Source organism: Peribacillus sp. Bi134 (genome assembly GCF_918698065.1).
GTDB lineage: Bacteria > Bacillota > Bacilli > Bacillales > DSM-1321 > Peribacillus.
The window spans coordinates 161,763-187,720 of the sequence record NZ_CAKKLN010000006.1 but is presented as its reverse complement, the minus strand read 5'-3'; the positions used below and the strand labels follow the sequence as shown (position 1 = coordinate 187,720).

Annotated in this window: 24 protein-coding genes; 9 read left to right on the top strand and 15 right to left on the bottom strand. The window is 40.7% G+C overall.

Translation table 11 applies throughout. From position 1 onward, the window contains the following. Window positions 1-251: 251 nt before the first annotated feature. From LQ188_RS14720 to LQ188_RS14695, 6 genes are all read left to right on the top strand, one after another. A complete protein-coding gene (locus LQ188_RS14720) occupies window positions 252-998 on the top strand; it encodes an ABC transporter ATP-binding protein (protein WP_230177235.1) in 747 nt (248 codons plus the stop codon). After that, a complete protein-coding gene (locus LQ188_RS14715) occupies window positions 995-1,273 on the top strand; it encodes a hypothetical protein (protein ID WP_230177234.1) in 279 nt (92 codons plus the stop codon). The genes LQ188_RS14720 and LQ188_RS14715 overlap by 4 nt, the downstream gene beginning before the upstream one ends. 98 nt (window positions 1,274-1,371) lie before the next feature. After that, window positions 1,372-1,584, top strand: a complete 213-nt coding sequence (locus LQ188_RS14710; protein ID WP_230177232.1) for a hypothetical protein — start codon at window positions 1,372-1,374, stop codon at window positions 1,582-1,584. Window positions 1,585-2,130: 546 nt separating this feature from the next. Then, window positions 2,131-3,003 (top strand): DMT family transporter, encoded by an 873-nt coding sequence (locus LQ188_RS14705; RefSeq protein WP_101224303.1) that lies wholly within the window; start codon window positions 2,131-2,133, stop codon window positions 3,001-3,003. A 416-nt stretch (window positions 3,004-3,419) separates the two neighbouring features. Then, complete coding sequence (locus LQ188_RS14700; RefSeq protein ID WP_230177432.1) at window positions 3,420-3,992, top strand: chromate transporter; 573 nt, start codon at window positions 3,420-3,422, stop codon at window positions 3,990-3,992. Next, complete coding sequence (locus LQ188_RS14695) at window positions 3,992-4,543, top strand: chromate transporter (RefSeq protein ID WP_230177231.1); 552 nt, start codon at window positions 3,992-3,994, stop codon at window positions 4,541-4,543. Before LQ188_RS14700 ends, LQ188_RS14695 begins: the two co-directional genes overlap by 1 nt. Window positions 4,544-4,586: 43 nt before the next feature. Here LQ188_RS14695 and LQ188_RS14690 read toward each other — a convergent pair whose 3' ends face one another. Next, window positions 4,587-5,063 carry an Lrp/AsnC family transcriptional regulator gene (locus LQ188_RS14690; RefSeq protein WP_230177230.1) on the bottom strand — a complete coding sequence of 159 codons (477 nt, stop codon included), beginning with the start codon at window positions 5,061-5,063 and terminating at the stop codon, window positions 4,587-4,589. An 884-nt stretch (window positions 5,064-5,947) separates the two neighbouring features. Between LQ188_RS14690 and LQ188_RS14685 the strand changes: the two genes are divergently transcribed. The 3 genes from LQ188_RS14685 to LQ188_RS14675 are packed head-to-tail and all read left to right on the top strand — an operon-like array spanning window position 5,948 to window position 8,538. Continuing rightward, a complete protein-coding gene (locus LQ188_RS14685) occupies window positions 5,948-7,339 on the top strand; it encodes a HAMP domain-containing sensor histidine kinase (protein ID WP_230177229.1) in 1,392 nt (463 codons plus the stop codon). Beyond that, on the top strand, window positions 7,317-7,994 hold the full coding sequence (locus LQ188_RS14680; RefSeq protein ID WP_101224307.1) for a response regulator transcription factor: 678 nt from the start codon (window positions 7,317-7,319) through the stop codon (window positions 7,992-7,994). Before LQ188_RS14685 ends, LQ188_RS14680 begins: the two co-directional genes overlap by 23 nt. Before the next feature lies 1 nt (window position 7,995). Further along, a complete protein-coding gene (locus tag LQ188_RS14675; RefSeq protein WP_230177228.1) occupies window positions 7,996-8,538 on the top strand; it encodes a VTT domain-containing protein in 543 nt (180 codons plus the stop codon). 233 nt (window positions 8,539-8,771) lie between these two features. Here the strand turns inward: LQ188_RS14675 and LQ188_RS14670 are convergent, their stop codons facing one another. The 14 genes from LQ188_RS14670 to LQ188_RS14605 all read right to left on the bottom strand — a co-directional run bounded on the left by LQ188_RS14670 (window position 8,772) and on the right by LQ188_RS14605 (window position 25,802). Continuing rightward, window positions 8,772-9,329 (bottom strand): hypothetical protein, encoded by a 558-nt coding sequence (locus tag LQ188_RS14670; protein ID WP_230177227.1) that lies wholly within the window; start codon window positions 9,327-9,329, stop codon window positions 8,772-8,774. A gap of 69 nt (window positions 9,330-9,398) precedes the next feature. Then, the gene (locus tag LQ188_RS14665; protein WP_230177226.1) at window positions 9,399-10,628 is read right to left on the bottom strand and encodes an NAD(P)/FAD-dependent oxidoreductase; all 1,230 of its coding nucleotides are present in this window, start codon (window positions 10,626-10,628) and stop codon (window positions 9,399-9,401) included. A gap of 86 nt (window positions 10,629-10,714) precedes the next feature. Further along, the gene (locus LQ188_RS14660; protein ID WP_230177224.1) at window positions 10,715-11,563 is read right to left on the bottom strand and encodes a fumarylacetoacetate hydrolase family protein; all 849 of its coding nucleotides are present in this window, start codon (window positions 11,561-11,563) and stop codon (window positions 10,715-10,717) included. Window positions 11,564-11,583: 20 nt separating this feature from the next. Next, window positions 11,584-12,702, bottom strand: coding sequence for a cupin domain-containing protein (locus tag LQ188_RS14655; protein ID WP_230177222.1), 1,119 nt, complete (start codon window positions 12,700-12,702; stop codon window positions 11,584-11,586). 122 nt (window positions 12,703-12,824) lie between these two features. Next, complete coding sequence (locus LQ188_RS14650; protein WP_230177220.1) at window positions 12,825-14,531, bottom strand: acyl-CoA dehydrogenase family protein; 1,707 nt, start codon at window positions 14,529-14,531, stop codon at window positions 12,825-12,827. A gap of 4 nt (window positions 14,532-14,535) precedes the next feature. Next, a complete protein-coding gene (locus LQ188_RS14645; protein ID WP_230177431.1) occupies window positions 14,536-14,955 on the bottom strand; it encodes a thioesterase family protein in 420 nt (139 codons plus the stop codon). Window positions 14,956-14,980: 25 nt separating this feature from the next. Continuing rightward, complete coding sequence (locus tag LQ188_RS14640; RefSeq protein ID WP_230177218.1) at window positions 14,981-16,528, bottom strand: class I adenylate-forming enzyme family protein; 1,548 nt, start codon at window positions 16,526-16,528, stop codon at window positions 14,981-14,983. Between the two features lie 255 nt (window positions 16,529-16,783). Then, the gene (locus LQ188_RS14635; RefSeq protein ID WP_230177217.1) at window positions 16,784-17,959 is read right to left on the bottom strand and encodes an acetyl-CoA C-acetyltransferase; all 1,176 of its coding nucleotides are present in this window, start codon (window positions 17,957-17,959) and stop codon (window positions 16,784-16,786) included. A 187-nt stretch (window positions 17,960-18,146) separates the two neighbouring features. Continuing rightward, a complete protein-coding gene (locus LQ188_RS14630; RefSeq protein WP_230177216.1) occupies window positions 18,147-18,923 on the bottom strand; it encodes an enoyl-CoA hydratase-related protein in 777 nt (258 codons plus the stop codon). Between the two features lie 20 nt (window positions 18,924-18,943). Further along, complete coding sequence (locus LQ188_RS14625; RefSeq protein WP_230177215.1) at window positions 18,944-19,798, bottom strand: 3-hydroxyacyl-CoA dehydrogenase family protein; 855 nt, start codon at window positions 19,796-19,798, stop codon at window positions 18,944-18,946. A gap of 150 nt (window positions 19,799-19,948) precedes the next feature. Next, complete coding sequence (locus LQ188_RS14620) at window positions 19,949-22,159, bottom strand: helix-turn-helix domain-containing protein (protein ID WP_230177214.1); 2,211 nt, start codon at window positions 22,157-22,159, stop codon at window positions 19,949-19,951. A 78-nt stretch (window positions 22,160-22,237) separates the two neighbouring features. Then, window positions 22,238-22,693, bottom strand: coding sequence for a DUF3237 domain-containing protein (locus LQ188_RS14615; protein WP_230177213.1), 456 nt, complete (start codon window positions 22,691-22,693; stop codon window positions 22,238-22,240). 61 nt (window positions 22,694-22,754) lie between these two features. After that, window positions 22,755-24,113 (bottom strand): aromatic acid/H+ symport family MFS transporter, encoded by a 1,359-nt coding sequence (locus LQ188_RS14610; RefSeq protein WP_230177212.1) that lies wholly within the window; start codon window positions 24,111-24,113, stop codon window positions 22,755-22,757. Window positions 24,114-24,809: 696 nt separating this feature from the next. Then, window positions 24,810-25,802, bottom strand: coding sequence for an alpha/beta hydrolase (locus LQ188_RS14605; protein ID WP_230177211.1), 993 nt, complete (start codon window positions 25,800-25,802; stop codon window positions 24,810-24,812). Window positions 25,803-25,958 lie beyond the last annotated feature (156 nt).

Genomic DNA, 25,958 nt, shown 5'->3' with positions numbered 1-25,958 from the left:
TTGTAGAAAATTTGTTTTTATTCTTTATCTTACAATTTAATCCCCTTTTGCTGAGATTCACTAATCCCTCTTTATGCTACCAAGTTGCTGAAAATGCATAATTGTTATAGGGAAATCCATTTATTACATTCACTGTTCACACTTTTATTTTACATATTCAAATTGTAATGTGACAAAATTGTTATCTTACTTCCTCTTACATCTATGGTGGGAAAAGGGATGAATTTTATAGTATGTAGAGGAGATTTACGTTGAAAAAAGTATTACAAACTAAAAACTTATCAAAATCCTATGGAAAAGCACAGGTTTTAAAAAATATTGACCTTACCATTACTTCGGGTGAATTTACGGCTATTATGGGGCCATCCGGTTCGGGAAAAACCACACTGATGAATGTGCTCTCGACAATTGATAAATTTTCTGGCGGGGAGGTCTGGCTTGAAGAACAGGCCCTGTTGGATTTAAACAAAAAAGCATTGCGTACATTTCGCCAAGAACGCATGGGGTTCATCTTTCAAGATTACAACTTGCTTGATACTTTAACGATTAAAGAGAACATTCTCCTGCCCCTTTCATTGAGGAAATTTTCTACGGATGAGATGGAAAGACGGCTGGGACCAGTCATTCAGGCATTGAATATTGAAGAAATCCAGGATAAATACCCTACAGAAGTTTCAGGCGGTCAAAAACAACGGGCCTCATCCGCGCGCGCAATTATTACAAACCCTGCGATTGTCTTTGCAGATGAACCTACAGGCGCACTTGATTCGAGAGCGGCAACACAATTATTGGAACAGTTATCGAGCTTAAATGAAACGTTTCGAACGACCATTCTCATGATTACACACGACTCCTATGCAGCAATCTTCTGTAAACGAGTTATCTTCTTGCGTGATGGAGGAATCGTAAACGAGCTTTATAAAGGTGACCAAAGTCAAAGTGACTTCTTTGCTCGAATCCTTCACATCCAGAGTGCCATGGGAGGGAATCAAATGTGAACTTACTGAATATGACGTTCCGGAACGTTCAGCGCAATTTCCGAGTTTATACGATTTATCTGTTTGCCATGATTACTGGTGTAATGGTCCATTTCACCTTCTCATCACTGACGTATAACCAGGATATATTGGATTTACTCAATAATATGGAGAGTTTTCAAACGGGGGTGTCGATTGCCTCAGTGGTCATCTTCCTCTTTATCATTTTCTTTATTCTTTATGCTAACTCTTTCTTTATGAAGCAAAGAAAAAGAAGGATACCCATAAAACTGTAGACATTAATTTTAAGATAAAAAAAGTTACCAGATTGGCCAAATAATAAGTATAAGAATGTAATAGATTGGATAAACTAATAAAAAAGGAGTGGGAGATTATGGAGACTAAAATTAAAGACGGAACGAAAGAAATGTGGAGCGAAATTAATGCATGTATTACTAGGAAAATAAATGAAAAACATGATTTATCCTTTCAAAAGAAGAGCAATGATAATTATATGAATCTATATATTCAAACAGCCGTATTACACACCCTATTTGAACTATCAGATGAGTTCAGGAAAATTGAAAGAAAATATAACGGATTGTGATGCTTCCGGAAAGGTCATGCACCAAATATAACGTAACGGTGGATTAGGATTAAACTCTTTAAGGGAGCTCTTTAATCCTAATCCACCTTTTCTTTCCAGCTTTATTACTGTACCATTTGCATCCTTTCCCTATAAATCCCTCTTTTTATCCCAACTAGAATTCATTAAGCCAAATAGAAACCCCACCAGTTGTTAATAGATCAGGTGGGGTTTTTTCATGTGTTTCAAGTTTTAGTATACTATCTTGATTGACGGATAATCTTAATGGTACGCTAGCTTAATACTATTATTTGTTGTTTTATCAATCTAAAATCTTGTATATTTAAATGAGTATATTTTATAACTTACTGATGCTTGAAACGAATAAAGTAGCAACTCGGAATACTAAAATCATTGAAAATAATATTTTTTGAAAGTGAGCTGAAAGCTTTTGATGTGGTCACCTCTATTCGAAAATGATGTACCTGCAGTTATTCTTCCTTAACGGCAGAAAAATTGCATCTCCGTTAAGGACTGGAAATGTTTAGTTAAAACGGAGGGTACAAGATGAAAAACACTATATTAGGTTCTTTATATTTATCACTCGCTGCTAGCATTTGGGGCGGGATGTATGTTGTGGTAAAAGTTGTGGTAGACGTTGTTCCGCCACTTGAATTAGTATTATTACGATATGTAATTGCGATTTTAGCATTGCTGACAATTGGTTTTATAACAAAACAATCTTGGCGGATTGAAAAACGGGATTGGCTTTTGGTTTTCATTATAGGACTTGTTGGAAACACAATTTCCATCGTGACCCAGGAAGTCGGTACACTGCTATCCACTGCACAAATGGGAGCCATCATTACTTCCACAACACCTGCATTCATGGTGATATTTGCACGTATCATTTTAAAAGAAAAAATCACTATCAAGAAATCAATTTCTGTAATTTTAGCGACGATCGGAGTCGGTATCATTGTCGGGAATGCCCATATCGGCTCATCTCACCAACTTGGGGGCCTATCACTGCTTATTGCTGCCTTAACTTGGGCACTTATGTCTGTTCTAATTAAACGTGTCCCTGGGCAATATTCACAAATTGTTATAACGACCTATGCAGTGCTAGTGGCAATTGTCTTTTTAACGCCTATTACGATCAGTCGATTGGATGAGCTTGATTTTCAAGCAATCATGCATCCATCCATATGGGGCGGCCTATTATACTTGGGCGTTATTTCCACAGCATGTGCCTTTTTACTGTGGAATCGCGGACTGCAAATGCTTACCGCTTCAAGTGGTGGATTATTTTTCTTTTTACAGCCTATAGTCGGTACTTTTTTAGGTTGGTTAATACTAGGGGAACAAATCGGCTTGTCTTTTTGGATCGGCACAATATTAATTTTTATCGGGGTATTATTAGTCATTCGGGAAGAATAACCCACATTAATAAGTTTATTAGAGTTATATATTAAAATGTACCCTATAGAGCGGTCTCTTTAAAAAAGGCTGTCTATAGGGTTCTTTTTTGGTTTTAAAAAGGGGATTGCAGAATAAGTTGTTTTTTATTTGTAATTTCTCCTTATTAATACCCCTTTATGTTAATAATAAGGCGGAATCCAAGAACTCATCCACACCGTCCCAACGGTTTCTAGATTCTTAAGACAAAAAGATGTATTATTATATTTTTTTCAGCCGATTATATTGAAAAATCCCAAATATACAATCATTACGTAATAATAATTATTATTTTATGTACATTTCGAAAGAGTTTTTGTTATCATTAATTCATAATCTTTTGGAAATGAATGCTAAATTTTATAACGAAGGAGGAATCGTTCTTGAAAAAACCATATATGGAATTGACGATTGGGATGATGAGAACGGGGATATTAGGTTTCGGCGGCGGACCATCAGTCATCCCGCTCATCCGCCACGAAGCAGTTTCCCGTTATCACTGGCTCGACGATGATGAATTCGGGGAAACTTTGGCGATTGCCAATACACTCCCAGGACCGATTGCCACGAAGATGGCAGCATATCTTGGTTACAAATTAAAAGGCTGGCCGGGAGCCACCGTAAGTGTGGCCGCCCACGTTTTACCGTCATGCATTGCGATGGTTTTCTTGATTGCGTTCATTAATGTTCTAAGTAATTCCGCAATGATCAGTAATATGATCGCTGCTGTAATGCCGGTGGTTGCTGTCATGCTTGGTCAAATGGCTTATGAGTTTGGCGAAAAGGCGGTAAAAGGGTTAGGAAAGGTGCTCGGAATCACCTTTTTTGCGATTTCCTTTTTGCTTCTGCAGGTCATTTCCCTGCATCCGGGTATCGTCATCATGATTTTTCTTATATATGGAGCGTTTCATTTTAAATTAAAGGATAGATTGAAAAACAAAAAGACGGATAGGAAGGAGGAATCCGCTTAATGGGTCTTATTATCCCAATAGGAGTTGCTGTTTTTCTGGCGTTTTTCATAGCCAATATGCTTGGTTACGGCGGAGGTCCAGCCTCGATTCCGCTAATGTATGATCAAATCGTTAACCGTTATGGCTGGCTTGATAATACCGAGTTCTCACAAATGCTGGCGTTAGGAAATTCACTCCCAGGACCGATCGCCACGAAAATAGCCGCATATGTCGGATATGATGTATATGGCTGGCCAGGATTTCTAGCTGCCTTGGCAGGCACGATCATCCCTTCAGCCGTGGCTTTGATATATTTATTAAAAATCCTGCGAAAATACAAGCAATCGCCTATCGTAAAAGGCATGTCACTGCTTGTACAGCCCGTGATTGCGATCATGATGTTATTGCTCACCTGGAATATGGCAGCGGATGCGGTCGGATCCATCGGCTACATCCATTCAATCGTCATCGCTGGATTGGCATTCTTGGCTTTAGGTAAATTCAAGATCCACCCCGCATTCGTAATCATTCTTGCCTTTGCGTACGGCGGCTTTATCATCCCGCACACATAGTAATAATAAAAAATCCGCCTATATAATATAGGGGGAATTTTTATTAAAGCTTCATGCCCATCCGGCTTTTATAGCGTTTAATGAGAATTTGGCAATCAACGCTGACAACACCGACGACCGCATAAAGCTTCTCATTGAGAAAACGTTCCATCTCTTGGTTATCAGTAAAGATTCCGTGCATATGGAGTTTACTCGGACCAGTCATATGATATAAACTCGTTACAGCCGGTTCACTTTCTAATTGCTGTGCGACCGATTCCAGATATTTTGGCTCAACCTCAACGTTAAAGAATGCCGAGACATGGATGCCGACCTTAGCTGGATTTATGACCGCAGTAAACCTCTCGATCACCCCGTTTTCAACAAGATGATTAATTCTCATCTGTACCGCAACTCTGGAAAGCTCCACTTTCTTTGCTAATTCGGTATACGAAATTCGTGCATCTTCATGTAAAACCGATATGATTTTCTTATCGATCTCATCAACTTTCAAGCTGGGAATCTTATAGTCCTCTGCCATCCTACGTAACTCCTTTTCGATTTCTTTATTCCATTATCGCAGAGAACACCACCGGATCACAACAATCTTCCTTTTCACTTCTAATAAAGGCAGAAATTTTTGGGCAGTCCAAATTCCCCCCCCTCTATTTGTATATGAATGTCCATCATATATGTAGTTTTCCAAAATAAAGATGCAGTATTTCATCCAGCTGAGTGCAGCCGCCAAAAAGATGGAATTCGATAGACTCAGGGCCGGACAAATGACGGCACCTCCTTGAGTTCCAGACTGAAGTCCCCCTCCTACTTCGAAAATTGGAAGGCGGGGGTTTTACAGCCCGTTTAATGCAGGATAATAGTTTATGAATTTCCAATGGACACTTCCTCAATCCTTTGTTTGTAAGGTTTTTGCGATATTTTTGTATTCCTCATCATTGAGAATGCCCATTTTTTTGAATAATGCGGAATAAGCCATTATTTTTTTCTGCGTACGGTTTGTACAATTCATATGGATCAGCTCCTTTTTTATATAGTATTCATTTACGACAAAATGTTTCCTTAATACAAAACATTTTGAATAGACTAAATAAAAAAAACTGCCCATTTTTCCGGCAGTTTCAATTTATTATAGGTTTAAATAAAATAAAAGCAGTCTACATAAATTCAAGAATCATCATCTATTTTTTAAATAACAACTTCCAATAGAATTAAAAAAACTTATTCCCGCATTACCATATACAAGACTGAAAAAATGCAGTTTGGGTCCATTAAAGTTATTGTCCTTCTTGCAACAAGTCTTCATTCGGATTATCGTTGTTTAAGAGATGCGAAGAAATTGAAAATACTGCATACTTTCTTCATACTTTTTCGCTAAACTGACTTTATTCCATAAGAAGGTGAATGCTCATGAAAATCTCCTTTAAGCTCGGACTATCTATATTTGTTTGCATTTTTTTGATGGAAACCGTTTCGATGATTTACTTGCATAATAAAGTGATCCATTCCCGTATCAATCAAGAATTGGAATCACTGAAGGCCCGTGGCAATAGTCATCGTGATGTGTTGGAAATCACGTATTCCGACTCTACCCTTAAGCATATCGGCCTGATGGAGTACCATACCGATACAGATGTCGTGATTACGAACACAAGGGGCGATATTCTGATATCTTCCGAAAAGGTAAATGGGGGAATGAAAAAAATCTTGGCAAAAAACATCCCGCAAGTTCCCCGAAAAGGTATGGTCATCCAATCAAGTTGGAAGGATGAAAGATATATAGCGACCATTACGCCATTTATCAGTGATAAAGAAAAAAAAGGCTATGTTTATATGTTCAAAGATACTAGGGAAGTTGAGGATTTAATTGCACAATTGAATAAGCATTTCCTTTTTGCGACTGCATTGCTCCTTTTCTTCATGCTTATCACCATTTATTTTCTATCAAAAGCTTTGACTAGACCGCTTATTTCAATGAAGGAAGCGACAACCAAACTCAGCAAAGGGAATTTTTCATTGGCAGTGCCAGTACGATCTCATGATGAACTCGGGGAGCTTGCCCAATCCATTCAAAGCTTGGCTAATGAATTGAACTATTTAAAGAAGGAACGCAATGAATTTTTGGCAAGTATCTCTCATGAACTGCGCACGCCGCTAACTTATATCAAGGGATACGCTGATATTGCCCGCCGGAAAGACTTGAATGCTGCCGAACGAACACGATACTTAGAGATCATCCATGATGAATCCGAACGATTAAACAGATTATTGGACGAACTATTCAATATGGCTAGAATGGATGTGAATACATTCACCATATCAAAAGAAACCGTCCAGCTCTCTTCATTCCTGCAAAACATTCATGAAAAAGTGCTGCCGGCTTTTACAAATGAAAGAATTCAATTGAATCTGGAATGTAAGGATGATTTATTTATAGATATAGATCCCTCACGGTTTGAGCAAGTCATTCTTAACCTGCTCGATAATGCGCTGAAGTACTCGAACGAATATACAGTCACCACCATCAAAGCCACTGAATGCCTTGGCAGGATTTCCGTCTCCATAATCGATCAAGGTGTTGGCATTCCCCCTGAAGATATCCCCCATATCTTTGACCGTTTATATCGTGTCGAGAAATCACGCGCCAGAGATACCGGTGGATTCGGATTGGGGCTCTCCATCGTCAAGCAATTAGTGGAGATACAAGGAGGGACCATTTCGGTTAAAAGCAACTTGGAGCAAGGAACGTGCTTCACTATCACATTTAAGGAGATTACAAATGAAGACAATAGTTCTGGTTGATGATGAACAGAGAATGCTTGATCTATTAGAGCTATACATTAAACCTCACGGATATACATGCATGAAGATGAAATCTGGACATGAAGCCTTACAGTTCTTATCGCATAAACATGCGGACATAGTACTTCTTGATGTAATGATGCCTAATTTGGATGGGTGGGAAACATGTGAAAGGATCCGTGCGTTTACCAACATTCCCATAATCATGCTCACCGCCCGGGATGCTGCACAAGAAATGGTGAAAGGGTTGAAAAAGGGCGCAGACGATTATATTACGAAACCATTTAATGAAGAAGTTTTACTTGCCAGAATCGAAGCAGTGACGCGGCGAGTGCATAATCAGGATGATACTGTGATTTTTAGAGGGCTAAAATTAAATGAATCCGCTTATGAAGCACATTATGATACAAAAACAATCCCATTGACACCAAAAGAGTTCTCACTGTTATGCTTGTTTTTAAAATCAACAGATCAAGTGTATTCCAGAGACCACCTGCTTTCGACCATTTGGGGATTTAAAACGGATACGGAAGATCGGACAATCGATTCCCATATTCGAAATATTAGAGAGAAATTGCGTCATGTCGGTTTTCCTGTAGATCAACACTTGAAAACGGTCTGGGGCATCGGGTATAAATGGAGTTCTGTGGATTGATATGAATTTCATTTCTGAGGCATTACTATCCAGCGGCCCTTTTTCCATTGCTGTAAGTTTAGTATTCAATATATTGATTAGCGTGCTTGGTTTTGTTCCAAGCGTATTCATCACGGCCGCCAATATCACCGTATTTGGATTTGAAAAGGGATTGATCCTTTCTTACATGGGGGAAATTGCCGGTGCAGTGGTCAGCTTTTGGTTATATCGAAAGGGCTTTCAAACATTCCAACCCAAGTTCATGAAGAACCGGTGGGTCATGAAGCTGCAAAAGTCACAAGGGTTTCATGCATTTTGGATGATCCTGATGCTTAGGCTCCTTCCTTTTATACCATCCGGCGTGATTAACCTTACAGCAGCATTAAGCAAGACGCGAATGATGATTTTCTTCCTCGCCACATCCATCGGAAAACTGCCTGCCCTCCTTGTCGAGGCGTATTCGGTGACACAAGTATTGAGGGCATCGGACGATATAAGGATTGTTTTGGTACTGTTGATTCTGGTAATCGCAGTCGTTTATTACATTAATAGAAATAAGTTATAATCCGAAATCTAACAAGTTGTTCTTAGGCAAATAACTATTCGTATATAAAACTGAAACGAAAACAAGGCTGCACCAGATTTTCCGTTTCTGGCTACCTTGTTTTCTTATTGGAAGATGGTAGTCTTCAAAAGTCTCTGTTTGCAATAGTATCTTAACACTACTATATGTGTTATCCGGTATGTGTGAGTAGGTGATATTAGCAAGCAAACATCCTATCATGTTTGCTTCTTAAATTATAGAAGATAAAATGTATTTCCTTCAGGACCGAGCGGCAGATGTCCATCTTCAAGCAATTCTACAATAAAGGAAAATGGGTTTTCTTCACCAGCAAGTTCAGCTGTACAAGCAAGAACACTTATATACATGGCATGTCCAACGAGGAACTTTATTGCTTTTTCATCCCTAAATGCGTTGAATGCATGTTTATATGCTCCATGAAAAACGGCCTCCGGCACTTTGTCCACGATATCTGCAAGCAGTTTTTCATTTCCAGCGGCATCGATCTTTTCCTTAAGTTGATCTGGTAATTCCTTTAGAACTTCCCAAAGTGTACTTCTTTCAAACGAAAGACAGCTGATTGCCTCTGAAACCTGAGTTGCCGAAAGCCACTTTATTTTATATTCACTGACGCCAATTGCGTTCATAAACTGATCTACTTTTCTCTCTGCTTCATTACACTTCACCCCGACTTGTGAATACCAGTCTATGGAAGTAAGTCGCACAATCATTTCATTGGCAGGCCGTGCGTCCGTACCGTACTTTTCTTCATTGATTATTCCGACTAAAGCCATATTAGTCCGCTCCTTTCATACCTTCCGTTTTATCAGGCTGACTGGGATTTCCCTGTCGACCAATGTCTGTTAATATTTTGTTGTCAGTTCTGGAGGACCAAATTTCGGTCCATATGGGCCTTCATCGAGCCAGCGTCCCAGTCTTGGAACTATGGATACGAGGGATGCTGCAAGTTCACGCTTTAGGTTCATTTCAGGGGCATCTCCTTGAAGGTGATGTAATGCAGTGGTTGATCCGTCACGGTTCCACTTTGCGGCAATACGTCTTTCGGTGGCAGCTGCATCAATTGCTTCTTTTCGCTCCGTTTCAGAGTTAGATTGAAGCGCTTTCTTAATCCCCCGTACAGAAATAATTGCATCCGGAACTCCGGAGTTCAATCCACGGGCACCAAAAGGTGCAAATAAATGGGCTGCTTCACCGGCGAGAAGAACTCGCCTTTTTTCATCTGTAAAAGAATTGGCAACGACCTGATGGAAACGGTATGTTGATACCCATGTAATACGCTCAGCATATTTAGCATCCATCACTTTTGGAAGCCACTTTTTGACACCCTCAATATTTGTATAGTCATTCGGATTGTCACCTTCTAAAAGCTGAAGGTCCACCCGCCAGCCACCTTTAAACGGAACAAACATCACATTCCTTCCTCCCATTGCTGGATGTTGATAATGAAATGTACGCTCAAGCGGCAGGGGATTTTCCTCATCCTCTTTTACATCAACTACAAGGAATGTATCTGCCGTTCGCGGTCCTTCAAATTTTAAACCAGCCTGTTCTCTTACAACTGAATGTGATCCGTCACTGCCAATAATGTATTGTGCTTCCCACACTTCACCGGATTTTGTAGTCAATCTCACCCCAGCACCGGTTATATCCAATTTTTTCACTGGTGAATCCCAAACGAACTCAACACCAGCGTCAAGACAGGCATCATAAATGTGATTTTCGATATCATCTTGGTGCAATGCCGTGAAATGGGGTAATTTTTTTTGATCGGTATTATCCGTAAATCCATAATTACGGACATATACTTCTTTTCCTTTATAAAGTGTTCGCTTAACAGGCCAAATGATCCCATTGCGCCCCAGTGTGAACCCCAGTCCTTTCGAAATTTCTTCCAAAAGTTTTAGAGTTGCACTATGCATATAGATCGCCCGGCTACCCGGACGAGGACGTCCGTGCGGATCCGCTTCTATAACTACAGAAGAAATTCCTTTTTGCTTCAATGCAAGACCTGCAACTAAACCAACCGGGCCAGCGCCAACAACTATTACATCGCATTTATTTATTTTTTCCATAGATGAGATTCTCCTTATTTAATATTTTATAATTATTTGTGGTTAGATTTATAAGGCAAAATAGACATTTTCAGTTTTACAATTCCTTAAACTTCACCGGCCAGTTTAACATCTACGGTGAATTCACCAATTTTGTCAATTTTAATGCGGACACAATCCCCCTCTTCAATCGGACCAACTCCTTCAGGGGTACCCGTTGCCACAATATCTCCAGGAAGGAGCACCATATTATCGCATGCCACTTCAAAACATTTGTAACAATCGTAAATGAGATGTTTTGTACTTCCATCCTGACGCACTTCATCGTTCACCCATAATGTCATTGCCAAGTCATTTGGATCTTCGATTTCATCGGAAGTCACAATCCATGGTCCGATCGGAGTAAATGAATCAAACGACTTTCGCCAGGTCCGCTCTTCATTGCCCCGAATGGAAATATCCAATAAGGCAAAGTAACCAAAGATATAATCTTTTGCCTCTTCCTCCTTTATATTTTTCGCCTTTTTACCGACCACATATCCAAGCTCAGCCTCATGGTCCGTACGACGATCCTTATAAGGAAGTAAAATGGGATCGGAGGGGCCAGATAAGGACTCAGGTGATTTCAGAAACAAGGCAATTTCTTCGATTGTCCTAGGTGCGTTGTTGAATATTTCATTCATTTCTTCTTGATGTTTTCGATAGTTCACAGGTGCAGCCCAAATTTTCCGTGTACTTGGTACGGGGGACTTCAATGTCACCTCATTCAATGAATAAGAAGTTCCTGTTTCCGCTTCCCGATTCATTTCCTCTTTTAGTTCATTAAAATTTTCAACGAGCTTGAGGAAAGAAGAATTCGGGTCAGCTTTATCCCATCCTGCTACTTTTGATACATCTGTTACACGGTCTCCCATTACCACTCCAAGTAAATCGTCATTAAAAATAGCAATCTTCACAATGCCTCCCCCTTCTCTTCTCAAACGGTTCCGTCAGGTATAAAGACTTTTTCCACTACCTGGTGTCCATCATTTTCTTGGTATCCCTCGCTGAATTCAAGCTCTAATTTTTCCATGACGGGTTTGTCATTGAAGGAGAATAGGAACACATCTTCTGATCCCGTGTTCACATGCTCATGATTGCTCCATGGTGGTAGAATAAAGAAATCCCCTTTTTCCCATTCAAACTTCTGACCATCAATGACAGTATAGCCTGTACCTTCAAGAACATGAAAAATTGCGCTGTGAACATGTCGGTGCGCTTTCGTTTGCTGACCTGGTTTAAGCTTTTGCATCATTGTGCCAATGCGGGAATCAGCAGAGCCACCTGTGGTTGGATTAATATATTCAATCGCGTATCCGTCAAACGGGTCAAAATCTGCTTCTGTCATCTGATTAAGCAAATATTTAACACGATCGAATTTGTAACCGAAAATTGGTGATGGATAATCAGGATTTGATTTTTCATTTAGCTTTTTAAACGCTCCCATTGAAAATTGCTGATTAGCATAGTTTTCTGGTGCTTCCATCGGGTAAGACTCTTCCTCATACGGCTCAAAAAACGATGCAGCCATCGTGCGGACGAGACCTACATCTAGCCCATCCATCCAAAACATCGGCTCTGTTCCTTCATGCTTGTGCTCATGCCAAGTCCAGGCCGGCGTCAAAATCATGTCTCCACGTTCCATATACGTTTTCTCTCCATTAACCGCCGTGTATGCCCCGTCCCCTTCAATAACAAAACGGATCGCAGATTGTGAGTGATGATGGGAGGGGGCGCTCTCACCAGGTAACAGTAGCTGAATGCCAGCATATAAAGTATGTGTCCCATAGCCAACAAGACCTCGCTTCAGCAGGCTCGGATTTTGAAGATACACTACACGGCGTTCTGCGTCTTTCCCCGGCTCCAGCAATTCCCCTGCAGTCAGCACATATTCACGAATGGATTTCCACTTCCATAAATACGGCTCTACATCATGTACCGGCTCTTTGGTTACCATATGGCCAAGGTCGTACCATAGAGGGCCAAGATTTCTTTTCTTCATTCCTTCATAATACTGATCTAGCTTTTCCTGTGTATAAACTTCACTTTTAGCCACTCAATTCACTCCTTTTAAAATAAATTCATGATTTGAAAGCGATTCCATAATTAAATCTAATAATTGAACTTTATTTACCACCCCAATTATCTCGGTAGCTGATCAAGTATCTGCACTAATAACTAAGAAACATATTTTTCAGATTCAATAATTACATCCGCAATTTTACGCTTCACTTCCACAATATTTTCCGGGCAACTCATGATAAGACGTCCAGCAATCCGCGAAAATGCTTCATCATCACCGAGATGATTTAGAATATTTAAGGCTCTGATGGCGACCATTTGGGATGTTTCATGTATAAATACTTTCGTATAAGCAATTTTTTGGCTGTTTTCATACTTCCCTGTTATCTGTACTGCTTTTTCCGTTCGTAAAATGGAGCTTTCCGCCGAATAAATTCCGATGACTAGGTCCGCGATAAATGCAGCTGTTTCCTGTTCTTGATTTAGATTTATCAGGTCGTTCTTCCGAACAGACTCTATTGTAGAATGATAAAGCTTTTTCATCAGCTGAAGTGTCTGCTTTTCACGTAGCAGCGTACCTTCGTCAACATTTCCTTTCTTACTAGGCAATTCATAGGTTTTCAGTAATGTTGAAGCAATCAGGGTTCTATTAATTTCATTAGTACCTTCAAAAATCCGATTAACCCTGGAATCACGATATAGTGACTCTATTTCATATTCTTCCATATATCCATATCCACCGTGGATCTGCAAAGCTTCATCTACGATAAAGTCAAGAACTTCCGTGGACATAACTTTGTTGATCGAACATGCTAAAGCATAACGGGAAATCGTTTCACAAAAGTCATCGGAGCCCGTTTGTTTCATATTTGCAAACCCTTCCTGCATCGCGCCTGCAGTTCTATACACGGAACTTTCATTAGCGTATGTTTTTATAGCCATATCAGCCAGTTTATTTTTGATTAAGTTGAAGCTGGAAATAGGCTTGCCAAATTGCTTCCTTTCATTGGCGTAGCTAACTGCTAGCTCAATCGATCTCTTTGCAGTTCCTAATGAAGTGGCTGAAAGCTTATGGCGGCCGATATTCAATACGTTAAACGCAATAATATGCCCACGCCCCACTTCACCAATAACATTTTCAGAAGGTACTCTTACATTATCCAAAATAAGAGAACATGTGGAAGACCCCCGCAACCCCATTTTCTTTTCTTCAGGACTAATGGAGACTCCTTCGTAATCTTTTTCAATAATGAAAGCAGTAAACTTTTCACCGTTCACTTTTGCATATACAATAAATAGGCCAGCGATAGAAGAGTTGGTAATCCACTGTTTTTCTCCATTTAAAATGTAATATTTCCCACATTTTGAGAGTACCGCTGTTGTCTTTGCACTCATTGCATCCGTGCCGGATGAAGGTTCGGTTAAAGCATATGCAGCTATAGTCTCACCAGATAACATTTTTGGGAGATACATCGCCTTTTGTTTCACAGTTCCAAAATAGGCAATTGGCAACGCCCCAATTCCGGTTTGCCCTCCAAATGTAATGGAAAACGAACGGCCAAGCGCCATTTTTTCAGATATGATGGACGCACTGACTTTGCCAAGCTCTAGCCCGCCATCTTGCTCTGGAATATCTGCGCTGATCAGCCCGAGTTCACCTGCCTCTTTGATAAGACGCACTGTTTCATCAAACTCCTGGTTTTCTATGTTTCCTAATGCCGGATAAACTCTGTTCTTCACAAATTTCCCAGTCATCTCTTCCAGCATAATATGTTCATCACTAAAGTCTTCGGGTGTGAAAATTTCGTCAGGAAGGAGGTCAGTATTCAAAAAATGTTTGATTTCCTTTTTTTCCGTAAGCATGTATTCACCTCTTCATAGACTGGTGGGTTTTTGGCATCATTTTTTTTCGGATATCTTCAGGAACCGGTAGCGCCTTCGGCTTACCCTCAAATGATGTCCAGGCACGTAATTCATACCCTTCAGCTACTATTTGTTCGCCTCTAATAAAAGCATGTCGCAATTTAAATACTTTGTTTTGTAATTCTTCAACTGTACTTTGCACAACCACGCTATCCTCAAAGAAAAGAGGACATTTGAAAATGCAGTTAGCTTCTAATAAAGGGACACCAATTTGCTGTTCTGCATAAAGTTTGGAGGATGGATACCCTAGGGCTGACAAATATTCATGAGTGGCTTCATCCATCCATTTATAAAAGTTGGGATAAAACACTATTCCTGCTGCGTCCGTGTCACCCCATCTTACCTGGAACGAATATTCTGCTATCATGTTAGATATGCTCCTTTCAATTTCAGACTGGACGACTGACCTTCGCATCCATCGGATCAAGAAGTCTCGATTTTTGAATTTTTCCGCTAGCCGTCATTGGAAAATCCTCAATGAACATGAGTTTTTCCGGGACTTTATAATTTGCTATTTGTTTCTTTACAAAGGCTTTAATTTCACCTTCTGAAATTTCTGTTCCTTTTTTTAGCTGAATGAACGCGCACACCACTTCACCAAGCACTTCATCTGGAATGCCCACGACTGCAGCAACCATTATGTTTGGATGTTTGGTCAGCACACTTTCAATTTCCTGAGGATATATGTTATAGCCCCCACGGATTATCATTTCTTTTTTTCTGCCTACAAAATGCAGATATCCTTCTTCATCCTGCACACCTAGATCACCGGTATAGAACCAGCCTTCCCGATCTAGAACATCGTCCGTATGTTCTTGCATTTTGTAATAGCCTTTCATTATCCCAAAGCTTTTGAGGGCTATCTCTCCTGTTTCCCCTAATGGGATTTCAAGCCGGTTTTCATCAACAATTTTCAACTCAACCCCAGGAATCGGTTTTCCTAGTGTCTTCGTTATTTTCTGTTCATCATCATCATAAGGAGTCAATGTAACCGTAACCGTTTCCGTTATCCCAAATGATTGACAAAGTTTTATGCCCATGCGATCTCGTATTTCCTTGACTTTACTTGGTGGAATTGGAGCAGATCCCACCATGCCTGTACGCAATGTCGACAAGTCGTAACTATCAAAATCATCCAGTTCCATTTCTTTAATGAACATTGTCGGTACACCCATCTTTATCGTAACTTTTTCTTGTTCAATCAGTTTAAGAGTTTCACGGGGATGATATTTTTCCTGTAACACCATTCGTGCCCCGGCGGATACGCCGCAAAACAAGTTGCATGCCATGCCAAAGATATGAAACAGCGGCGCTGATACAACAAAAACGTCCTCTTCAGTACATCTAAGTTCCCCTGCCAATGTATTCGCGGATTGTACCACACCTCTATGCGTGATCATAACGCCTTTTGGCACGCCGGTTGTCCCGGACGTATATAAAATACAAAATAGATCGTTATTTACATCAATTTCTGCTTCCATGACATCACCATCGGTTTGGTCCTCATATGGATGGAGGCCATCCCGTGTGAACCGTACAGAGATTAATGACGGCACAATCGACTGCGCTTCTTTTAACCCAAAGTTTTGATCAAATTCTTCCGTCACTATCAACGCTTTCGGCTCGGAATTCTTTAAGATGTATTCGACTTCATGTGTTCGATATTTATGGTTAAAGGGGACGATCACCGCCCCAATTTTGGCTGCAGCAAAAAATATAACCGCTGTTTCATACCAGTTGGGCAATGACACAGCAATCCGGTCCATTTTTTTTATGCCCAGATTGTAGAGTGTCCCGGCAAACCGTTCCACATCCTTTTTCATTTCATGGTAGGAGACCCGTCTCTTCAAATCATATATCGCTTCTTTATCCCCATTAGCTGAAACAGCACGCTCCAATAAGCCATAAACTGTCAAAAGATTCTGATCTTTTTCCATATACTCACTCGCTCCCGTATGGTTCTAAAAATCTCGCCATTTTTCCTGCCTCTATATGTGATTTTTCTAACCAGAAACTTGTTTTCCCTTTTAACTGAACCATTTAGCCTACATTAACTTCTATTTTCAGCATGAACGCCTCGTTATGGAATCCGCATTTTCATCAGTTATTTCGTCATTTGTACACAAAATCCTTTCAATCCCTGGAAAAGGACTGCCTTAAACTTTGATTATACGGTTCTATAAATCACAACTTTATAACGCTTCCCAAATTGCCGCAATTCCCTGACCTCCGCCAATGCAAACAGCTGTTGCCCCATATTTTTTATTGCGTCTTCTCAATTCATAAATGAGTGCGGTTACGATTCTTGTTCCGCTCGCTGCTAGCGGATGCCCCATTGCAACTGCCCCACCGTTTACATTTCCTATTTCAAGGTCAAAGCCTAATTCTTTTTGACAAGCAAGGTACTGAGCTGAGAATGCTTCATTGATTTCAATCAGATCTAAGTCTGCGATTGTTAAGCTAGCTTTTTTTAATGCACTTTGAATGGCCGGAACAGGTCCAATCCCCATGTACTTTGGCTCTACTCCGACTACGTCCCAGGAAACAAGTCGAGCAATCGGCTTCAGTCCTTTTACTTCCGCATAGTCACTTGAGGCGACAATGACTGCCGCCGCTCCGTCAACCATGCCACTCGCATTACCTGGTGTAACTACTCCGTTTTCAACAAATCTCGCCTTCAGTTTCCCAAGCTGTTCCATGCTAGTTTCCCGAATGTGTTCATCGTCTTCTATGACTTTATCGCCTTTTCTGCCTTTCACTTTAACAGGTACAATTTCTTCATTTAAATAGCCTTTTTCTCTTGCAGCAAGGGCACGTTCATGGCTTGCGAGAGCGTGCTGGTCGACTTCTTCCCTGGACAGACTATATTTGGCAGCCAAATTTTCAGCGGTTTCACCCATTGTACATTCTCCATAAGTATCGTATAGCCCGTCCCATACCCAGTCTTCTACAACAGGCGCCCCTAGTTGACTTCCCCATCTCATTCCGCGAATTACATGCGGTACCTGACTCATGCTTTCAGTTCCACCTGCTAATATGACATTCGCTTCTCCTGTTAAAATGTAACGCGCCGCTGTTAAAATAGATTCAACACCCGTTCCACACAGTCTATTAATGGTCAATGCAGGGACGTGAATCGGGGTACCAGCTTTTAACCCAACATGTCTTGCCAGCAAATGGGCATCTTTGCTTGATTGCTGCACATTCCCGAATACAACTTGATCGATATCTTCACCTGAAATTTTGGCTCGCCGTATGGCTTCTTTTGCGGCAAAGACGCCTAAGTCCGTTGCTGTGATATCACGGAATGATCCGGAAATTTCAGCAAATGGCGTCCTTGCTCCTTCTAACAATAAGATTTCCTTCACTTCATTCACCTCATTTTAATTTTTTATTTTAAACCTGATAATCAATACTCGTAGTTTTGGGCGTATCATTTTGCCTCATGTTCCTAGCTACCACCATTAAATGTCCTTGAATCTACAGTTGAATACCTCTTTAATTGCCTTCATATCTACGTTTATGGGTTTTACATATCTAGTGTTGCTTCACTGTTTATCTTCCTGAATAAATTGGTTCTCTTTTTTCAACGAAAGCCTTAAGTCCTTCTTTCCGATCTTCCGTTGAAAATGCATTGCCAAAGCATACGCTTTCGATAATCAAACCCGATTCAAGGTCAGTATTGCCTCCTGCATTGACTGCAGTCTTCACCATTTGAAGAGCAACCGGTGGTTTTTTTGCCAAGTTCCCGGCCCATTCCTTCGCTGTCTCCAGCACCTCACCAGCTGCGACCAATTTATTGACGATATGTAAATCCAATGCCCGTTGCGCATCGATCATATCGCCGAAATAAAGCAGTTCTTTGGCAACACCCTGTCCGACGATCTTCTGTAGCCGCTGGGTACCGCCTCCCCCTGGAATGATACCGAGGCCAACTTCAGGGAAAGCAAACTTCGCACGATCGGAACTTATACGCAGGTCACAGGCAAGCGCGAGCTCGAGACCCCCACCCAGCGCCATTCCATTCAACGCGGCAATGACCGGCTTTGTCACATTCTCAATTTTCGTAAATACCGTTCTGGATGTCTTGTTCATCATATTGATTCCGACAAGATCAAGACTTGCCATTTCATTGATGTCAGCTCCTGCAACGAATGCTTTCTCTCCGCTGCCAGTAAGGACAATCGCTCGAACATCTTCATTGGCTTCAAGCTCATCAAATACGATTGAAAGTTCTTGGAATACCTTTGTATTCAATGGATTGACGGGAGGCCGGTTAATGGTTACAACCGCGATTTTATCTTCGATTTCACACAATAAAAATTTATACATTCATTTCAACCCCATTCTTATTATTCGTAGTCGTAAAACCCAGCGCCTGTCTTCTTACCGTGTCTCCCCGCCCTGACTAGCTGTTTCAGAAGAAGAGGGGGAGCAAAATGATCATCGTTGAATTCCTCTTTGAAATACTCCATCACATGGTACCCAATATCCACACCCGCAAAGTCCTGCAGTGTGAATGGACCCATAGGATAGTTCAGGCCTAGCGTAACGGCCTTATCGATATCTTCAGCAGAAGCCACGCCTTCTTCAAGCAGCTTGATCGCCTCGATAAACTGTGGAATCATGATCCGATTGACAATGAATCCCGGCGTATCTTTTTTCACCTCCACCGGCTCTTTGGTCAGCTGTTTAGAGAGCGCTTTCAATTCCTCTACAGTTTCATCGCTTGTCTGATATCCACGAACCACCTCTACAAGTTTCATTAATTGTGCCGGATTAAAAAAATGCATACCAGCCACCCGTTCCGGGTGTTGTGTCGCTGCTGCAATTTCTGTAATCGACATCGATGATGTATTAGTTGCCAGAATCACGCCTTCACGAACGATTTGGTCGAGTGCAGAGAACACTTCCTTTTTTAGATTAAGGTCTTCCAAAACGGCTTCAATAACCACGTCCGCGTCTTTCATTTCTTCGAGGAGCGTCGTGGTTTGGATGCGTCCAAGCGTTTCCTGTTTTTGGTTTTCGGTCATTTTTCCCCTTGCAACACTTTTATCCATAAACTTTCCAATACGTTTTATTGCATTTTCTAAATAGCTGTCTTCAATGTCACACAAGATAACGGTAAACCCATTCATTGCCGCTAGATTAGCTATGCCTGAACCCATTGAACCTGCACCAACTACCCCAATTGTTTGAATTGCCATCTCTCCATCTCCCGACTATATAAAATTATCAATATTCTGTAAATTAATTATAACCTTGGTAATCTTAGGTTTGTACCTACAAAATGAGGGAAAAAACTATAATTACTTCGGCTATTTTGTAGGATAAAAAAACAGCCTATAAAGGCTGTTTTAGAAAAGTCCACCATTCATATCATAAAGCTTTAATGCCATCATCAGATTGAACCGGACTTCAGCGTCATTTAATTCGGCATCCAGAAGCAATTCGATCCTTTCAAGCCGGTATATGAGGGAACTCCGATGAATATAAAGTTCTTCAGCCGTACCTTTTACATTCCCGTTATTTTGAAGGAAAACATGGAGAGTATTGAACAAATCGATGTTTTTCCCTTCTGAATATTTGATAAGAGGCCCTAGTTGACTCTTCACAAATAAATCAATGGCAGTTGAATGACCCAAATGATGGAGAATGGTATAGGAACCGAGGTCTTTAAAAAGTGAATAACCAGTGTTTTCGAACCGACTACTAACTATATTCAATGCCTGGACGGCCTGCTGATAGCTCACATAATAATCCTGGATATTCTCCGTTTCACTCCCGATCCCCATCAGTACTTTACATTCGATAGATCCCTTCGCGACCCAGCGCTGAATACTTTCAAAAAGCGTAGCCCAAAACTTTTTCGGCTTATTCCCTTCCATTTCAGTTGAAACAAGTAGAACAAACTTTTCGTCATGTGATGCAGATATAAAAGTACGATCGAGCTCCGACAGATGAGATTTTATTGAATCCCAAACAAGCGTTTTTTTCGTCTGCTGTTCAAGAAGATTGCTTCCTTCCATTTCACTTCCATCAAGCTCTATGGACAAAACAGCCAACCGATGGCGGCTGAACAGGTCCCATTGAAATAAGTTTGCATATTGGATAATGCTTTCTTCATTATCAATTTTTTCTGTCAGCAATTTGCTAATGAAGCTATCCTTTGCCTGTTCTTTTGCATCTAGGACGAGCTTTTGCTTTATAAACTGGATTGAGCAAATATTCCGAGCTAAATCTACCGTCAGACGGTCGAACTCATCCATCTCTACACCAGACCTGCGAATGGCTAGGTAGCCAAGTAAATTGCCACCGCCACTAACTGGCCAGAATGAAAAATAATAGTCTGCGCTAGTGGGATCTTGCATAGTGATAAGCTCGTTCCCTTTTTGGTTACCAAGTTCCTCCTTTGCTCTTTCAGCCAACTGATGTATATATAGCGGACCACCTTCATGTCCATAGTCGAGAACTGATAACTCCCGCATAAACCGGTCAAATAAGATGACCGAACTTTGAAATATTCCGCCGAGCATGGTTGTGATGCCATCAAAATTGTCAACTTCAACGGTTTCTTTTACAAGCGCTTGCTGAGAATCCAAAAGAAATTGAAGCCTGTGTTTATGATCTCTTTCGCTATGATATAAACGAGCATTTTCGAGCAAAGCAGCAACGTGTTTGGACAACAGCTCCAACATTCTCAAATCATCTTCTGAGAATACACCTGTCCCTTCGTTCCCAACATGCAGGACTCCTATTGGTTTCAGATCATTGAAAAGAGGAATCGTTAGCTGATTCCCACCAGGTGTTTCCAGAAAGGGAAAGTAGTCTTTCAGCATATAATTGTCTTGGATCATGATTTTGTGTGCGTATTCCATCTTCCCGTAAGCAGGTTGTTGGAAAACAAAACAGTTTTCTTTTTCATTATATAAATAAATGCACGCAAAATCGGCATTGGTCCCTTTTCCTGCCCTAGACGTCAGTTCGGCGATATGCTGTTCAAGAGGTGCATCGAGTGAGAGGTTTTTGCTAATCCATTCAATGCCTTCTATTTTTTTCAGCTGTGTTTCCTTTTCCCTCGCCATTGCCATGGCAACTGCCATGTCCTTTCCAAATTCCTCAAAGTGAACTTCCATATCCAAAAGCGGGACGAAGCTTAAGAAACCAACTATGCAGAAGCCAAAATGGTGAATGTCGTCTTTGAGGGGGACAGTAAACCATGTTTTAATGTTGGCCTTCTTCAATACTTTTGCCATATGGCATTTTTCCGGCACTTCCGCTGTTTTATACGTCATACTTTGACGAAATAATTTGGAGGAACAGTCATCTGTGGAAAATGGAAAGGCCTCGGTTACAGAAGGTATGTTGCCGCTCCACGCTTTCGGTAAAAGCTGCCCGCCCTCTTCTAACACGACACCAACAAAATCGCAGTATAGTTCAGAACGAAAGGAATCGGTCAAGTACTGCAGTGCCTCTTCTTCGGTGTCAATCTTAATCAAATAACGTGATGTCTTTCGCAAATGGTTATCTACTTTTCTCATTAATTTCTCTCTTTTACTGCTAGACAAAACCCTTCCCTCCTTCCTAATTCTCCCTAATCCTATTGTAAATGAAGAAACACATAATGAAAGAGGGAAAACCAAAAATCATAGTACCTGATAAAATTTCATCTGCACATCAGAAGGTCTTCTTATGCCTTCTCCTACAAAAATATTTCGATTTAAAAAAGCATATTCTTCACTCCCGGTCTCAAACAAGGGAGCCGTTTTAAAATAATAAGATCCAATTGGAACCTCTTCCCCTTGGATGATACGGTCAATAATTTCTTTGGGGCCATGCCGGTAACCTTTGTTCACAACATAAATTAGCACCCCCTCCTCTGTTTGAATCGTATAATGGGCAAGCGCCTCCGTCATGCCGTCATATCGAATCATCTGGTAATCCGCGCCACCAGGTAAAACAATTCCTTTTATCCCAGGTCCGGAAAACGTTCCACCCGTTATAGGAATGATTCTTCTTATACCCGTTCCCACATCCCCTACTTCAATAGGATCGTCCACATGTATGTTTGCCGTAAAAATATGCTTCAGGTTTATGCTCATTTCCTCTTCCCCTTCCTCTCAGTCGTAAATCCCGAAGAGAGTATCTCATCGGGATTGAATATTATTTAGCGGCATTCAAACGATCTTCTGCCGATTCAGATTTGTCCGCTTCCTTATTATAATTACCATGCTTCTCCTGAACGAACAGCATCGCGAATCCCCCAAGCACAGCGGCGCTTGCAATTGCTGCGAAGTTATACTGGGGCTGCAAGTTCATTGTAAGAAGAATACCTACGAATGTTGGAGCCACTATCCCCCCCATACGTCCAAAAGCCATGGTACTGCCTAGGGCCGTAGAACGCATTTCAGTAGGATAATACTGTGAAACAAATGCATTTGACATATTCTGTACACCAACCGATGCAGCACCTATTACTGAAATCAGGCCATATGCGATAAATGGACTGTTCGTGAAGCCAATGAGCGACAGGGCAATCGCACCACAGAAAAACAGGGGAACAAGTACTTTCTTAAAGCCCAGTTTATCCACCAATCGGCCAAATACGATGGTCCCTACAATAGCTCCGATTTGCATGACCGCAATAAAGGTGAGGCTTGATTTAAGGTCATAACCAGCCTGCATCATAAGGCGTGGAAGCCATGTATTCATCGAGTAAATCAAAATAAATGCGCTGAAGCAGGAAATCCAGAACATTACGGTGCTTATTGCACGTTTTTGTTCAAACAATTTTATAACAGGTGAACCTGGTGTTCTCTCATCAGGTTTCTTAAGTTCTATTGCCTCTTTCACGTTTATTGTAGGATCAATCTTGGCAAGAACTCTCTTGGCTTCTTCCACTCTACCAGTTTGAATTAGGAAGCTAACAGATTCCGGTATGACTTTGATTAACAATGGAAAAAACAAAAGAGGGATTCCCGCGAGCCAGAAAACGGGCTCCCAGCCAACAGTCGGCAGAAGCGACCGGCTTGTAAGTGCAGCTGCTATAGCTCCTACCGAATAACCACAAAAAACGAATGACACGAGAGCAGAACGGATGTGCTTAGGTGCAAATTCAGTGGTCAAGGCAATAACATTTGGCATGACTCCCCCTAGGCCAATACCTGCAATGACCCGAAAAATTATAAACATTGTCGGTCCATTCGCGAACCCAGATAGCAGTGTGAAAAAGCTGAAGAGAAAAATGGTCAACAAGATAATTTTCTTCCTGCCCAATTTGTCTGCAAGTAACCCGAATACGATTGCGCCGGCCGCTGTACCCATTACCGTATAACTACCAATTGCACCTGCTGTAACATCCGATATTCCCCACTCCTTAATAAGGGATGGAACGACAGCCCCGTATATGACAACATCATATCCATCAAACAAAATGACGAGAAAAAGCCAGAAAACAAGCCAAATATGGAATGAATGGATGCGGCTTCCGTCAATTACTTTCATTGGATTAATCAACTTCATTATTATTGCCCCCCTTTAAATTTAGATTTCATTTAACAAATCATACCCTGCACCAATAGGAAACGCTTTCATTTTTTTGTAACCTCTGTTCCCTCCTTTTAAGTAACTGACTTTTCCGTAATCTAATTTTATTAGCTGGCTGTAAGGATTGTTAGCCACTTAATGTAGGAAAAAAGAAGTTTATTTTCAGTTATTATGTAGTCTATTCGGATAGTGCAACCTATCCAACTAGTAAAACAGCTTAGTGATATATAAGAAAGAAGACGTTCCCTAATTTAATTTGCACAGTTTTCATTCGACTAATATTTATAGTGTTTTAGAAAAGCAGGGAACTCCGTTTTCAAATCTCCCTTGATCCTAATCTCTTTCGATTTCTAAACAATTTATAAAGGGCGAGCCCCTATGGCTACTAGCCTTGTTTGTTATGGCCTTATCAGTATCTTCTACCGAGTCTACTATTCATTAGAAAATTGCTTGTTAGTTTCGTATTAATGTTTATGTAGAGTTTTTTCTTTCTACTTTTTCGTTTGATTTCAAATAGACTGCAAAGCTTTTCTGGAAGAAGACCTTTGCAGACTTTTTGTTTCTTGTTTTACTGAGATAAAAATTTTGTATTTCCATTGGAATCCACTGCACACTAAGAAACCCTTCCGTATGATTCACGGAAGGATTTAGCTTCAATTCTTTTTTCTCTCTTTAGTTCTTTTTATTTTCTTTACCTTTTACGTGTTTATCTAAGAAGTTAATCAAGATTTTCATGACTTTTGGTTGCACCCAGTGAGTTCCACCATGGCCAGCACCTTTTACAACATAATAAGTGGAATCAACCCCTTTGTTAATTAAATTTTCGTGTAATATTTCAGTTTGGTTTGGTGAAACAAGTGTATCTTTATCTCCGTGCATGATTAAGAACGGAGGTGCATCCTTAGTGATATATGTGATCGGGTTTGCTTTGGCTGCTTTTTCAAGATTATCAAAAATCGAACCACCAGGGCTCATTACGGAAGGTCCATTTACCCACATACCTTCTGGTGCGGAAGGAGATTTGTGAAGGGCCTGAATCTCTTCTGAAAAGCCATCTCCAACTCTCGTTAAGTCAGAAAGCCCATATAAATCGATAACCGCTTTCACATCACTGCTTTGATCTAGATTTTCCCCTTTATCGAATTCCGCCAAACCATTAGTTATTCCAGCAAACGCAGCAAGATATCCGCCAGCTGAACTACCCATTACAACGATATTCTCAGGGTCGATATTAAATTTTTCAGCATTGGCACGCAGGTAGCGAATGCCCGCTTTCACATCTTCAAGTGGTGAAGGGAAGGTACTCTGAGGCGTAACCCGATATTCAATACTAGCGACAACGTAACCTGCCTCTGAAATGGTCATTCTTTGTTGTACAGACTTATCGTTATTAGCTGACATGAATCCACCTCCTGGTACAAATACAACTGCAGGAAGTGGTTTTTTACCTTCAGGCTGTAATATATCCATTTCTAGCGGAACATTGGAATCACCATAAATAGGTTGCTGAGAGTAAACAACATCTGAAATTAAATTAACAGAAGGTTCCTTAATAGGGACTTCTAACATTTTAGCCTTGTTGTCAGCTGCACTAGCAAGTGGAGTAGCAACAGCAAGAATACCAACCATTAGTAAAGAAAGAAATGGAGCCTTTTTTATTTTCATTCAATTATCCTCCTAGAATATATTTTAAGATTATTGATAATAACCCATAGGATGTATTGATTTATTTGAGCGCTTACATAATCTACACTCTTACTCAACCACGTCCATGAATTGTATCCTCCTTTAGGACCAAACTGTAATGGAAGCGCTGACAAA